This window comes from Salinibacillus aidingensis (assembly GCF_055393355.1).
In genome coordinates this window covers 1,245,296-1,259,740 of record NZ_AP043759.1, presented here as the reverse complement: position 1 = coordinate 1,259,740, position 14,445 = coordinate 1,245,296, and the positions used below count along the sequence as shown (strand labels likewise).

Sequence of the window (14,445 nt, the reverse complement as noted above, 5' to 3'; positions counted from 1 at the left end):
CTTCCCCCTTCCCATGTTAAATTTCCATTTGTTTGGCAATAATCTCTTTCATGATTTCGTCTGTCCCTCCGCCAATACGTGGCAGACGGCTGTCCCGCCAGTTACGCTCAATCGGATACTCCGCCATGTACCCGTGTCCTCCATGGATTTGCAGAGCCCGATCCGCTACCCAATGGGCCATCTGGACCGCCGATAATTTCGTCATGGAAATCTCTTTCGCCGGAACCTCCCCCTTAGAGAAGCGGTAAGCGGTAGCATAGGTGAGCTCACGGCATACTTCCATTTCCGTTTTCATTTCCGCCAGCAAGTGGGAGATCACCTGAAAACGGCTGATGGGCTGTTCAAAAGCAATACGATTTCGGGCATAGTTCAGCGCCTGCTCATAAGCGAAATCAGCACCGCCTATGGCACCTGCAGCTCCTATCATCCGTTCTCCCTGAAGCTGCCACATAATTTGATAGAATCCCTTGCCTTCTTCCCCGAGTAAATTTTCATTTGGAACCCGGACTTGATCAAAAATCAGTTCAGCAGTATCCGAGGAACGCATCCCCACTTTGTCGAGTTTTTTCCCAACCGAAAACCCAGGCGTATCTGTATCCACCAGAAACAGACTGATTCCATCTGCGCCCGGTTCATCCGAGGTTCGGGTAACAAGTATCACAAAGTCCGCTTTCGTCCCATTGGTAATAAAGGTTTTCGTTCCGTTAATCACCCATTCATCGCCATCTCTTCTCGCCCGCGTCTGAATCCCCTGTACATCCGAACCGTTATTCGTCTCCGTAATGCCAATGGCGGCAATTTTTTCACCTCTTATCGCAGGGGTCAGAAAACGTTCATGCTGATCCGCATTGCCAAACTTATAAATCGGTGGTGTAGCCATATCCGTCTGCACCGCAATGGCCATCGGTACCCCGCCGCAGCCGCATTTATTTAATTCCTCTGCCAGGACAAGCTTGGTAAAATAATCGCCCCCCTGCCCTCCGACAGATTCAGGATAATGAAAGCCTAAAAATCCCAGCTCTCCCATCCGTTCAAACAGATTTCTTGGAAATTCACCGGCCGCTTCCCATTCATCGACGTAAGGGGAAATCTCCTTCTCCACAAATTTCTGAATCGTTGCCCTTAATTGATCATGTTCTTCGGTCAAATAAGGTTCATAGGGCATTCCTTTCACCTCTTTTCTTCTTTTCGCACTTCTTTACTTACATTAATTTCCATTCGCAGCAAATTGGCGCCGAAGCACTTCCCCAGATTATCCATCCTGATGGAAGAAGAACCTCCACCATCGAGCGCTTCTGTTAAGACAAAATTAAAGGCATGAATATTCGGAAGCTCATATCGGACCACATCCCCTTTTACCAGCCCTTTGAAATGATCCTTTACCCGTTCAGGAGTCACCTGGGATTTAAAACGTTCAAACCACTCCTCATCAGGTGCAAACAGGCCAATATTCACCTTGTTCCCTTTATCTCCGGCCCGCGCCTGGGCTACGTCTTTTAACTGCACACTAGCCAATGGCCGACACCTCCACATTTTTTATCTGAATGTGATCCTCAACCAGCTCCCGGGGTATTAACGCTGACCACATTCCAATCAGTGCCCGTGGTGCTGTGTTCCCGGTAAAACCACTCATTGTCGGAGGACCATTCAGGGCTAATGGCGGGAATAAGCGGCTGAATTTTGCTGCCTCTTTTTTTGTTTTCGCCCGAACAGCCATGCGTAAATAGATTTCATTTAAATCCTCTTCATACTCATGAGCTAACGGTCCATGCAGGGAATTATAGCCGACAAAATCCGTTCTGACCTCGTCATAGTCCAGCCCTCGTTGCTTGATTTGCTTTCGGATGATTTCATCTACTTTTCTCGCCTTTTTTAGAGGATCGGGCCAGGAAAATCCAACCATCACCTGACCTGTATAGCCATTTTCATAGCCCATGACGACTTTCAGGGTTTCCGGACGGGGTTTCCCGCGGGTGCCTGTCACTTTGACCTTATTCGGACCGGTATTTTCGAGTTGCACATTTGTAATATCAACGACCACATCCGGTGTGATATAGTTCGCGGGGTCATGAATTTCATAAAGCATCTGTTCTTTGACGGTGTCCACTGTTACTAATCCACCACGGTCTTCCACTTTGCTTACGGTAAAATCTCCATTTTCGCTGAACTCTGCAATCGGATAGCCAATCCGGTCAAAGCCCTCAATCTCCCACCAGTTCCCACTAAAATTTCCACCTGTAGATTGGGCCGAGCATTCCAGTAAATGCCCCATAAACACACCGCTTGCAAGTCTATCCCACTCCTCTTCTCCCCAGCCAAATTCATGGATTAAGGGAGCAAGAAATTGGGCGGTGTCCGTTGTGCGGCCTGTCACCACAATATCTGCGCCGGATTCCAGCGCCTTCACAATGGGTCTGGCTCCAATGTATGCGTTTGCAAAAACAAGTTTATCTTTTACCGTTTCGATCGGCTGATCCGTTTCCAGGTGGTTGAGTGAAATTCCCCGATCCTGAAATTCATCTATACGGTGGAGTACATTGTCCCCCGTAACGACAGCCACTTTTAAATCATCCATGCCAAGCTCTTCAGCCACCCGGATTATCTCCTGCTGGGCCCCTTCAGGATTAATGCCGCCTGCATTGGTCAGGAGCTTTATTCCTTTCTCTCTCACATAAGGAAGAAGCGCCTTCATCTGCAGGGAAATATCCTTCGTGTAGCCGGCCTTTTCATTTTTCATCTGGTCCTTCTTCAAAATTGCCATCGTCAGTTCTGCCAGGGCATCAAAGCAGATATATTGCACATCCCCTTTTTTTGCCGTGGCGACAGCAGGTTCAATGGTATCCCCGTAAAAGCCCTGTGCAGCTCCGATTCTCACCTTTTTCATAACCGTATCTGTCTCCTTTCTATGATTCTTCACTTATGGTTAACAGCACCTGGCCCTCCTGAACAAAGTCGCCTTCTGCAGTTTCTACTGCGGTGACCACTCCATCCTGTTCTGCTTCAATCGGAATTTCCATTTTCATAGATTCCAGGATGACGACAATATCTCCCGCTTTTACCACGTCCTTTTCCTCCACTTCTACCTTCCAGACATTCGCTGCCATGGTGGCCTGAATATCACCCATCCCCATTTCCCCCTTTAAAAATTTATTTCCCCTTCCACTGCGGGGTGCGCTTTTCCAGAAATGCACTGGCTCCCTCTTTCAGATCCTCACTCATAAACGAGACAAGGCGTAAATCTGACAGGAAATCAAAGGACTTCATTCGATCCATCTGTTCCGACTGAAAATAGGCATCCAGGCTTAACTGAACGGCCAGCGGACTGAAGGATGCCACCTGATGGGCCAGTTTCATCGTTTCTTCTTCAAGAATTTCCGGTTCGACCACCTGATGGACAAGATTCCATTCCTTCGCCTCTTCTGCTTTAAAAACTTGAGCGGTCAGCATCATTTCAAGAAACTTTCTTTCCCCTACTGCCCTTCGTACCCAGGGCATAATGACAAAGGGCACAAGACCAAGCTTTAGCTCTGTAAGCCCCAATTTCGCTTCACTGGAGGAAATTGCAATGTGACACATCGCCACCAGACCGGTCCCTCCTCCAAGTGCCGGCCCATTTACACTGGCGATCAGCGGTGTCCTTACTTCGGCTCCGGCCTTAAAAAGCTCCGTACTCCCCCGCCCTTCAAAATACAGTTCAGGTGCGGTTTTTTCGAGATTTTTCTTAAATTCATTTAAATTTCCACCGGCAGAAAAAGCCTTGCCAGCCCCGGTGATGACAATCGCCCTTACCTCAGGGTCCCGGTCCGCCTCTCTTATGGCTGACAGCAGCTCCCCGGCTGATTGCTCTGTCAGCGGATTGCGCATATCCGGCAGGTTAATGGTAAGCTTTGCGACATAGTCCTTCACTTCATAAAGAATCGTTTCATACTTCATTGACTGCCTCCCCAAAAATATCAATTTTCCTCTTCACTACATGTATCATGCAAAATTCATGCCAAATTCATAATATTCAATTATTTTTTACCCAATCATTCCCTTACGCCCATGATCCTCCCGGGTAAAAATTTTTCTTGTGTCAGAGAATTCTTTTTCAGACACGGCCGTCAACTGTACACATGTGTAAAGAAAGGTTTACAATTGTGTACTCCCCTTTACAACTGTTCATTGTCAGTTCGGTTGACTTACGCTATAATAAAATTAGTTTCGTTTGAATTTTCTAATAATTTAGGAGGGGGAGCATACTTGAAGGTAAAAAATTTTACGACGGTAAACTATGTTCAACTCTCACTGGATAGCACAATAAGAGAAGCCCTGTCAGCGTTCCTTCATCATCAGGTCGATATGGGCTGCGTAACCGATCAGGATCAATTACTGGGAATCGTCCACAAATATTCCATTTACCGGGCGCTGCTCAATCAGTCCTCCCTGGATGATGGTATCGAGCCCCTGATGAAAACCAGAGTCATTACCATTCATAAGGATCAGACCCTCTATGAAGCCAGAGACAAAATGATGGAAGGCAATGTAAGCCAGGCGGTTGTTCTTGATCATCAGGAAAAAATTTTCGGCATAATGTCAAAATCAGACCTAGTCACCTCTCACATGACGGCATTGGAACATACCATCAACCGCATGACCTCGCTTATTGAAAACCTCCAGGAATCCGTTATTTCTGTTGATTCATCCCTTAATGTAACAGCTTATAATCAAACCGCTCTTAAGCTTCTAAAAATCGAGAAACAGGATCTTCAGCCTGAACACATCATAAGGCTCTTTCCTGAACTGGGAAAAAGGTTGTCCGAAGCCATCCGGAAAGGGACCATCATTGATGCAAAACGAATGACCATTTACAACCAGACCGTTATCGCTTCCTTTATCCCCATTCGGGAACTCAACCGGGTATCAGGAGCCATGGTTGTACTGCGGGATGTCACCTCTTATGAAAAAATTGCTGATGAACTGGAGACAACAACCCACCTAAAGCAGCTGTTGGACAGCGCTTTGGAACTGGCTTATGATGCCGTCATCATTACCGATAACCATGGAAAAATTACGAGAACCAACCGCGGCTTTCTAAATCTTTATCAAATTCAAACGAAGGAAGAAGTTATGGGTGAGCCTCTGTCTGCGATTGCTCCAGAAATTCATACGAATCAAACCTTGAAAAACAAGGAGAAAGTGGAAGGAGAACTCATCGAAATCAACCGAAAAAAATGCATCGCAACCAGTATGCCTATTTATCAAAATGGACAGAAAATCGGTACTATATTTAAGATCATCTTCCAACAGCTGGACACTTGGCGGGACATTTTATTACATATGGAGAAACTGGAAAGTGAAGTGTCCTTTTACCGGAAAGAACTCATGCGAATGTCCAAAAAATCAAACCCTTTCACCCCCATCATTACCTCCAATGATCAAATGAATAAAGTAAAGGATGAAGCGATGATTGCCTCCAAGTCCTTTTCAAATATCCTGATTACAGGGGAAAGCGGAACAGGAAAGGAGCTTTTTGCAGAGGGGATCCATCATCATTCCGGCCGAAAAGGGTCCTTTATCAAAGTCAACTGTGCCGCTATCCCGGAGGAGCTATTGGAATCAGAGTTTTTTGGCTATGTGGACGGGGCGTTTACAGGAGCGAAAAAAGGAGGAAAACCCGGAAAGTTCGAACTGGCTCACAAAGGCACCCTTTTTCTCGATGAAATCGGGGATATGCCTTTAACTTTGCAGACCAAACTGCTGCGTGTTCTTCAGGAGCAGGAATTCGAGAAAATCGGAGCAACCCAGCCCACCAAAGTAGATGTCCGGATCCTGGCAGCTACGAATAAAGACTTAGCCAAGCTGGTCCGAAATGGGGATTTCAGAGAGGATTTGTTTTACCGGATCCACGTCATTCGTCTCAAAATTCCGCCATTACGGGAACACCTGGATGACATCCCCCTTCTCTGTAAACATTTCATAACGAAAATTAATGCCAAAACCAATAAAACCATTGCTGGCGTCTCCCCTGACGTCATTCAGAAATTTGAACAATATCACTGGCCGGGGAATATTCGCGAACTGGAAAATGTTTTAGAACGAGCGGTTCACTTTTGCCCATCCAATTGGATCGAACCCCATCATTTGCCTGATGAACTGAATCTACTCGAGGCAAATCAGGATTCACACAAAAAACGTGATCAACCTGATTTTGACCTGGCCGACAAGCGAAAAAAATCAGTACACAGTTCAGAAAAGCAGGCTATTTTGAAAGCGCTTAAGGAATGTGGCGGAAATCGTACCAGGACGGCACAGCTCTTAGGGGTCAGCCGAACAACCTTATATAAAAAACTGAAGCAATACAACATCCAGCAAACACTGGATTTCACATCCTTGTCCTGAACCTATTCACCCGGATGTATCACAAGATTTGATAATTTGATGCGAGTTTGAAATACTGAAAATGTACGATGCAAAACGAAAGGAGCAAAGAAATGAAAACACTCGTCGCAGGAGCGAATGGTCAAATTGGAAAGCAGCTTGTCCAGTTATTACATAATAGCGACAAACACACCGTTAAAGCGATGGTTCGAAAAGAAGAGCAGGCAGAAGCATTCAAACAGGAAGGAATTGAAACCGTACTTGCGGACCTGGAAGGGTCTGTGGAGGACATTCAGCATGCTGCCAGTGATTGTGATGCCGTGGTCTTTACCGCTGGTTCAGGTGGCAGCACCGGTTCCGATAAAACGTTGCTTGTCGATCTGGATGGGGCCATCAAAACCATTGAAGCAGCCCAGCAGGCGGATGTGAAACGATTTGTCATGGTCAGTGCATTTCAGGCAAACAACCGGGAAAACTGGTATGAACCGCTCAAGGCCTACTATGTCGCTAAGCATTATGCAGATCGGGCTTTAATTGACAGCGAATTAAACTACACCATCGTGCGCCCCGGCGGCCTGTTAAATGAAGCAGGAACAGGCCACATTCAGGTTGCGGAAAATATGACAGAAGGCGGTTCCATCCCCCGTGAAGATGTAGCCAAAACGGTTCTCGCCTGTCTTGATGAGGAAAATACCTATAAAAAGTCCTTTGATTTACTATCAGGGGATCAGACGATTGAGGAAGCTTTGAAGGGATTATAGGTGATTATGTAAAGACTCAAATTTAAGTAATTACCCTATCGTAGAGATAATCCTTTCTATGACAAATGAGTTAATCATTTACGACTACTCAATAATTGAAACAAATACTATAATATGGGATGTGGGGGGAAGTCCCCATGTCCCATCCTACTTCGACTTAGTGTAAACCCAACATTTTTATGTACATAGTTTTTTCTATACTTGCATCGACTAGGATACTTATGAAGAGCGCTTCCTTTATAAAAAAGAGAATGCCACTTACTAGAATATACAGGTTCTCATAAATAGCTGTTCGTTTGTTACATCATCCCAGGTATTTCCTGCAATTGCATCAAACAGAATATTCAATTGCAGTTCATTGGATCTTTGGATCAACTCATGGTTGAACATTTGATGATCAACTTATTGTTATTCGAAAGATGCCTGTTACGCTTTATTAATAAATCCCCAATTTATTCTACAATTCCAGGATATAGCCTGGTGATTTCAATTCAATTAATATCCCAGTTTTTCTCACGAACAGTATCCACGATATTTCATAAACTAGAACCTTTTCGCCTGTAAATTCTTCAACTAAAATGCTTTCTGCATCCAATTGCAGAATTTCCTTCAATGTAAAATCACCAACAAATTCCGTTGTTGTCCTGTCCACTTTTGTATAATGAAATGGTAATTACTTCTCCATCCTTGGTCATTATCCACACCTATCTCAGTATAATCGGATTTCATATAAAAAGCTTTTCAAATACAGCCATTGTGTTTTCCAACGGCATGTACAGAAACGCCTCTAGTCAACATTCACAACCTTTCCTGCCGTTTACCAAATGAATGTAAATATTGAGATTTTAAATAAAAATAAAAAACATGAAAACAACGCATATCTTAATGATTGAACTAATCTTTCTTTTCTTCAACAGAATCTCTCGTCTATTTGTCTATTAGTATGAAAAGAGACTTTTAAACTGTTAAAAAAAGGAGTATAAGAGAATGGAAAAATGCGGTTCAAATGTTCTACTAGAATTGATATGATTTTTGAGTGATTTCATTTGATTTTTAGCTGATTTAATTACATAATAAATACATAAGATTACGTACGTAATTAGGAGTGATTGGATGGATTTTGGTTTCAGTTATAACTTCCCAGCTATTAAAGGGGTTCAGGCTGGTCAAGATTACTATATTGCAATGTGTCCACTACGTGTGATACCAAAAATATTCCTGTTTGACGAGGATGAAATTCCACCTGAACATAGAGCTCAACGAATTTTAAATAAAAACAGAATACCTGATATTACCAATTACATAATTGATAACCCTGATGATTACGTCTTTTCTTCACTTACTGCTTCTATTGATGGTGACGTTGATTTCACCCCAGTCTCTAAGGATAACACGTTTAAGGACATGGGTATGCTAGCAATTTCCCTGGATTCAAGATTTTTAATTAACGATGGACAGCATCGTCGTGCAGCGATTGAAGAAGCACTGAAAATTAACCCTGAATTAGGTAGTGAGACGATTTCTGTTGTATTTTTTATTGATACAGGTTTAAAAAAATCTCAACAAATCTTTTCAGATTTAAATAGACATGCGGTGAATACCACTTCATCAATCGGTATTTTATATGATTACCGAGATAAACTTTCTATGGTTACAAAGGATATTGTTGATTCCATTCCTTTATTAAAAAGATACACGGACAAAGAAAAAGTCTCCTTATCAAAAAATTCCCCAAAACTTGTAGCCTTGAATCATATTTTTAATAGTAATCTGAAAATTTTAGGAGTGGCGAAGGGAGATTCAATTAGTGATAATGATGAAGAATTCTTAAAACTCTTTTGGGAAACCTTAACAAGTTCTCTTGATGAATGGAACCAAGTGTTAAATAAACAGATTTCTCCGAAAGATTTGAGAATGAATTATATTATTGGACATGGTGTTTTCTTTGAAGCAATTGGGCTTGTTGGTAATTATTTAAGAAAATACCATACAGATGAATGGAAATCTTACATTAAAAAACTAAAAAATATTGATTGGTCTAGAACAAATTCAGAATTATGGGAAGGACGTTCTATTAAAAATGGGCGTGTTCAAAAAAATGCACAAACCATAAAGTTGACGGCTATTCAAATTAAAAAGCTGCTAGGACTACCTTTAACACAACAAGAATCTAGTATGGAAGATGAGTTTCTGAAAGGAGTATCAAAATGAGTATGGGTATCATAACTGAGATGTATAATGAAAAAGAAAATAATGATATAGATAATTCCCTCGTAGAACAAGCCAAAAAAGAAATTAAAGAGGTTTATCTTTCCGATGATCGACCATGGGTTCTCGGATATAGTGGTGGAAAGGACTCAACTGTTGTAGTTCAACTAGTTTTTGAGGCACTTTCTGAATTAGAAACTTATCAATTAACGAAGAAAGTGTATGTAATTTCTTCAGACACCCTAGTTGAAACGCCATTGATTATCCAATCTATTAACACTACTCTAAGGCGAGTTGAAGAAAAAGCGATCGAATTAGGGCTTCCTATTGAAACCCATAAGGTTAAACCAATGGTTGATCAATCCTTCTGGGTAAATATTATTGGTAAAGGCTATCCTTCTCCAAACCAGCAATTTAGATGGTGTACAGATCGATTAAAAATTGATCCAGCAAATCAGTTTATAAAGGACAAAGTAAATACATTTGGTGAGGTAATTATGGTGTTAGGTGTTCGAGAGCAAGAAAGTGCTACTCGTGCTAATGTTATTAAATCACATTCTGTTGACGGAAAAGTTCTAATGAGACATTCCACTCTTTCAAACGCATATGTTTATGCTCCTATTAAGCGGTTTGATCTAGACGATGTTTGGGGATATTTACTAAACTTTAATTCTCCATGGGGGGATGACAATCAGGAACTCTATCGTTTATACAGCGATTCAAATAGTGGTGAGTGTCCTCTCGTGGTTGATAAAACTGTTAAAGAATCAGCCGGTTCATGTGGTAATTCACGTTTTGGTTGTTGGGTTTGTACAGTTGTTAATGAAGATAAAGCATTAACAGGTTTTATAGATAATGGCCATGATTGGATGAAACCTCTCCTTAATTTTAGGAATTGGTTAACATCAATAAGAGATGACCGTACAATGCGTATGAAATATCGAATGAACGGACAAATCTACTTCAGACCAATGCAGATCAAAGAACATGAAGGTAAAGAGTGTATTTTAGTGCCTAAAAAAGGATACAGAAAAAAAGAATTGATCCCAATTGATGACTTTGACATCGTAGATAAGAATCAACTAAATGATTATATTAAAGAGCATAATATTGACCTCTCCACATCTGATGATCCGAATATTTTAATTAAAGATGAAGATGGTAATTTATGTAGATTAGGACTTGGACCTTTTACCCTAGAAGCTAGACGAGAAATATTAGAAAGACTTCTAAAAGTACAAAAGAACTTAAAACACCCACACGACGAGGAATACGAATTAATCAGGCTGGATGAATTAAAGGAAATTAGAAAAATATGGTTTGACCATGGTGACTTTGAGGATAGCCTACCAAAACTATATAAAGATATAATGGGTCATGACTTAGAATGGGAACAAGATGAGAGCTTAATTTTTGACGAAGAAGAATTATCACAGCTAGAAATGATGTGCCACGAAGAAGGCTTGGACTTTAAACTTATGAAAAAATTACTCTTAATCGAAAAAGACTATTCTGGTTTCAAAGTTAAGAGAGGATTAATGGATAAAATATCATCTGCTTTAAAACAGGATTACTTACACCTATAACTTTGAAATGAAAGGACCAACAAGAGATGATCTTAAGAAATTAGTTTTAACAAATATTGGCCCGTATCTAGGAGTAAACCGCTTCTCTTTTGACACAAAAGATGATAAAAATACTATTATAATAGGCGGGAAAAACGGCTCAGGTAAAACAACATTTTTAAATAGTGTTCGTTTAGCTCTTTATGGACCTCTTGCTTATGGGTACAAAACAGAATCTAATGAATATTTAAAAAAAGTAAGAGGGTTGCTAAATTCTAATGCGTTAGAAGCATACTCTAACAATCATTTTAAGATTCGTATTGATTTTAAAACAGTTGAGAATTTCAAAAATATAAATGTATCAATAGTTAGAAGCTGGAATGTTACTGAAAAGTCGATTAAAGAAAAAGTAGCCGTTATAAAAGATGATGAACATTTAAACGAAGTACAAAAAGATGAATTCTTTGAATCGTTAAGAACGACATTTCCCCCTTCCCTTCTTGAACTTTGTCTATTTGACGGGGAAGATATATCAAGATTGACAAGTGAAGATACTCTTTCGAAATATATTAAGGATCTGTCATCTCATTTATTCAATCTAGATCTTTTTCATAACCTTGAAAAAGATCTAGAGAATTATATTTCTCAAAGTTCTAAAACGAGTAAGGAAGCCAGTTTAGAAAATGACAAGGAAGTAATTGAAGAAGACTTAACTTCTAAGCTTGAATTATTGAAGGAGTTAAATGATGACCTTAATACAAAAAAAGAAGAGCTTGAAATCAATAAGCAAAAATTTGATGAAACTAAAAAGGAGTTCTCCCTTCATGGCGGATTAATTTATGAAGAAAGAACAAAAGTAGAAAACAGAATTTCGGCATTAGAGACGGAGAGAAAGCATGTCAATGACAAAATAAAAGAGTTTATTGCTACCGATCTACCATTTTATATTGCTATCCCGAATTTAGTTAATCTTGTTCAACAATTAAAAGATGAGGAAGAGTATCATATATCAAATATTTTAAAAGATAAAATTAGCAATCTCCCATTAAGTGAAATTGTTAATGAATTAGGAATTCAACAGAACAATGAAAAGGAAGCAAAATTAAAGAATACTTTAATGGGGCATTTAGCTGAAAATAAAGATGTTGATATCATTCACAATGCCTCAAAGACTGAGGCACAATCAGTTTTTTCCTTGTTATCTGAAACCAACATTAATAAATTACACGAAATATCCAATTTAATTAGTAAAAACAAAAATGACCTAGAAGAACTCCAACAACTTAGACGTAAATTAAAAGATAACGAAACATCTTCCGAATTTTCGGAGATGATTATTGCTATGGAGCGTTATACTCATGAGATCGCAAAATTAGAAAATGAGATTAGCCAATTACAAGGTCAAATTGTTCCTCTACAGGATGAGATTGAGTCTCTTAATAAAAAGTATGAGAAAGTTAAAAATGATCTTCATAACCTGTACAAAACGAAGTCTTCTTACAATGAATCTCAGAAAGTCATTAATATAAGTAAAAAGTTCCAAGAAAATCAATTAAGAAAGAAGTTAAAAGATGTTGAGTACTTCTCCTCTAAAATGATTAATGAATTATTAAGAAAAGATTTATTTATTAATCAAATCAAGATTGACTTTAAGACTTTCCAATTATCTCTTGTAGGTTATGAAAATGAAGAAATAGACAAAGAGATACTTTCCGCTGGTGAGAAAGAACTACTTGTCTTGTCAGTTATATGGGGTACTATAACCTCTTCTAAAAAGCAACTACCATTTATTCTGGATACTTTGCTAGGAAGACTTGATAAAGAACATAAACAGTCGATTATCACGAAACTAATACCTAAATTTAGTGATCAAATAATGATCTTGTCTACCGATTCTGAAATTAGTGAGGAGTTATATGAAAAATTGTCTCCATTTATTTCAAATGAATATACTTTGAACTACAACAATTTAGAAAAGAAAACAGAAATTGAATCACATTTCTTTAATCATAACGTAAAGGTGGGAGTTAATTGAATTTCCGTCTAAAAACAACAGCAAGCACAGCCAATTCACTTAAAAACTTACAAAGTGCAACAGGCTTAACTCCTAATCTATTAGCAAGAATATCTATTTCATTATCAATTCTAGACCCATCAGAGCCCGAAGAAGTACAAGCCGATAGTAGCGGGTTAGAATTTAATCGAAACACCTTAACTGGTGAAAGAGATTACTTTTATAAGGCTTTAATTAGGCAGCATGCAAGAAGAAATATTCCTGAAGAAGCCTATTTTCCGGCTGTATTTAATGCTCATTTGGAACGTGGGGTAAAATTGTTAGAACATGAATATAAACATGCTGGTAACTATCAAAAGCTACTAAATAATTTAATCAAACTGTCTGAAGATCATTTTAAGGAGGAAGTTTAATGCTCTATTTAGATAATAGTGCTACGACCGCAATACTTCCGCAAGTTAAGGATAAAATGGTTACTTATTTATCAGAAGAATTTGGTAATCCTTCAGGAAAGTATTATGAATTAGCTGAAAATGCAAAAATAGCAGTAAAAGAAGCAAGAACACACGTTGCTAATCTCATTCAATCTAAAGAACATGAGGTAATCTTTACTAGTGGAGCCACTGAGAGTAATAATATTGTTATAAAAGGTGTAGCAGACTACTACTCAGATAAAGGTAAACACATTATCACAACAAAGACAGAACATAACGCAGTTTTAGACGTGTGTGAGTTTCTTAAGACAAAAGGTTTTGAAGTAACGTACCTGGACGTCGATCATTACGGCAGAATCAATCCGTCAAATCTGAAAGACTCTATTCGACAAGATACAATTTTAGTTAGTATTATGTGGGGTAATAATGAAATAGGCTCCCTTAATGACATCAAGAGGATTTCTGAAATTTGCCTAGAAAGAGACGTTTTTTTTCATACTGATGCTACTCAAGTATTAGGTAAGTTAAATATTGATTTGCAGTTCTTGGATGGTGTTACATTTCTATCCTGCTCAGCACACAAGATGCACGGTCCAAAAGGTGTTGGAGCATTATTCATTCGAAGTGATGAATATGGAAAATTAACACCCCTCACTCCCCTATTTCATGGTGGTGGTCAGGAAGAAGGAATAAGAAGTGGAACTTATTCCGTCCATAATATAGCTGGATTTGGTGAAGCTGCAAGAATAGCTAAGGAGAACTTTGAACGCAATATATACGCCTTGGAACAGCTTGAAGCAAAATTGCTACAACTGTTAAATGAAAAATTTGGCAATAGAATAGCCTATAATTCAGATTCTGAAAACAAAATACCAGGAATTGTGAATGTTAGATTCAAAGGTTTAAATAATGAAATACTGTTAAAGAAATTATCGCCAATTATTGCTGCTTCCTCAGGTTCTGCCTGTAGTAGTACAAAGCCGTCTCATGTTTTACAGGAAATTGGCCTAAACATAGATGAAGTGAGAGAGTCAGTAAGATTTTCATTTTCTCCATATACTTCTGTTGAAGATGTTGATATCTTTAAAGAGCTATAATATTTT

13 protein-coding genes are annotated in these 14,445 nt (G+C 39.4%); 7 read left to right on the top strand and 6 right to left on the bottom strand.

Annotated elements, in window-relative coordinates; translation table 11 throughout:
* Positions 1–16: 16 nt before the first annotated feature.
* Genes ACZ5OK_RS06840 through ACZ5OK_RS06820 form a run of 5 tightly spaced genes read right to left on the bottom strand, consistent with a single transcriptional unit; the run spans position 17 to position 3,933 of the window.
* Entirely contained in the window at positions 17–1,165 is a 1,149-nt protein-coding gene (locus ACZ5OK_RS06840; RefSeq protein ID WP_343840385.1) for an acyl-CoA dehydrogenase family protein, read from the bottom strand.
* A gap of 5 nt (positions 1,166–1,170) precedes the next feature.
* Positions 1,171–1,506, bottom strand: a complete 336-nt coding sequence (locus ACZ5OK_RS06835; protein WP_343841486.1) for an AtuA-related protein — start codon at positions 1,504–1,506, stop codon at positions 1,171–1,173.
* A gap of 1 nt (position 1,507) precedes the next feature.
* Positions 1,508–2,917, bottom strand: coding sequence for an acyclic terpene utilization AtuA family protein (locus ACZ5OK_RS06830; RefSeq protein ID WP_343840383.1), 1,410 nt, complete (start codon positions 2,915–2,917; stop codon positions 1,508–1,510).
* On the bottom strand, positions 2,904–3,125 hold the full coding sequence (locus ACZ5OK_RS06825) for a biotin/lipoyl-binding carrier protein (protein ID WP_343840381.1): 222 nt from the start codon (positions 3,123–3,125) through the stop codon (positions 2,904–2,906). The genes ACZ5OK_RS06830 and ACZ5OK_RS06825 overlap by 14 nt, the downstream gene beginning before the upstream one ends.
* 22 nt (positions 3,126–3,147) lie before the next feature.
* On the bottom strand, positions 3,148–3,933 hold the full coding sequence (locus tag ACZ5OK_RS06820) for an enoyl-CoA hydratase/isomerase family protein (RefSeq protein ID WP_343840378.1): 786 nt from the start codon (positions 3,931–3,933) through the stop codon (positions 3,148–3,150).
* 309 nt (positions 3,934–4,242) lie between these two features.
* Between ACZ5OK_RS06820 and ACZ5OK_RS06815 the strand changes: the two genes are divergently transcribed.
* Positions 4,243–6,381 (top strand): sigma 54-interacting transcriptional regulator, encoded by a 2,139-nt coding sequence (locus tag ACZ5OK_RS06815; RefSeq protein ID WP_343840375.1) that lies wholly within the window; start codon positions 4,243–4,245, stop codon positions 6,379–6,381.
* Positions 6,382–6,473: 92 nt separating this feature from the next.
* A complete protein-coding gene (locus ACZ5OK_RS06810) occupies positions 6,474–7,121 on the top strand; it encodes an SDR family oxidoreductase (RefSeq protein WP_343840374.1) in 648 nt (215 codons plus the stop codon).
* 457 nt (positions 7,122–7,578) lie between these two features.
* On the opposite strand, the gene ACZ5OK_RS06805 is transcribed toward ACZ5OK_RS06810, so the two are convergent.
* Complete coding sequence (locus ACZ5OK_RS06805) at positions 7,579–7,773, bottom strand: hypothetical protein (RefSeq protein ID WP_343840371.1); 195 nt, start codon at positions 7,771–7,773, stop codon at positions 7,579–7,581.
* 461 nt (positions 7,774–8,234) lie between these two features.
* Here ACZ5OK_RS06805 and dndB point away from each other — a divergent pair, with 461 nt between their 5' ends.
* Genes dndB through ACZ5OK_RS06780 form a run of 5 tightly spaced genes read left to right on the top strand, consistent with a single transcriptional unit; the run spans position 8,235 to position 14,439 of the window.
* Complete coding sequence (gene dndB / locus ACZ5OK_RS06800; RefSeq protein WP_343840369.1) at positions 8,235–9,332, top strand: DNA sulfur modification protein DndB; 1,098 nt, start codon at positions 8,235–8,237, stop codon at positions 9,330–9,332.
* Complete coding sequence (dndC, locus tag ACZ5OK_RS06795) at positions 9,329–10,915, top strand: DNA phosphorothioation system sulfurtransferase DndC (protein WP_343840366.1); 1,587 nt, start codon at positions 9,329–9,331, stop codon at positions 10,913–10,915. The genes dndB and dndC overlap by 4 nt, the downstream gene beginning before the upstream one ends.
* A 7-nt stretch (positions 10,916–10,922) precedes the next feature.
* The gene (gene dndD, locus ACZ5OK_RS06790) at positions 10,923–12,929 is read left to right on the top strand and encodes a DNA sulfur modification protein DndD (RefSeq protein WP_464758611.1); all 2,007 of its coding nucleotides are present in this window, start codon (positions 10,923–10,925) and stop codon (positions 12,927–12,929) included.
* Positions 12,926–13,321, top strand: a complete 396-nt coding sequence (gene dndE, locus ACZ5OK_RS06785) for a DNA sulfur modification protein DndE (protein WP_343840362.1) — start codon at positions 12,926–12,928, stop codon at positions 13,319–13,321. The genes dndD and dndE overlap by 4 nt, the downstream gene beginning before the upstream one ends.
* Positions 13,321–14,439 carry a cysteine desulfurase family protein gene (locus ACZ5OK_RS06780; RefSeq protein WP_464758609.1) on the top strand — a complete coding sequence of 373 codons (1,119 nt, stop codon included), beginning with the start codon at positions 13,321–13,323 and terminating at the stop codon, positions 14,437–14,439. Before dndE ends, ACZ5OK_RS06780 begins: the two co-directional genes overlap by 1 nt.
* Positions 14,440–14,445 lie beyond the last annotated feature (6 nt).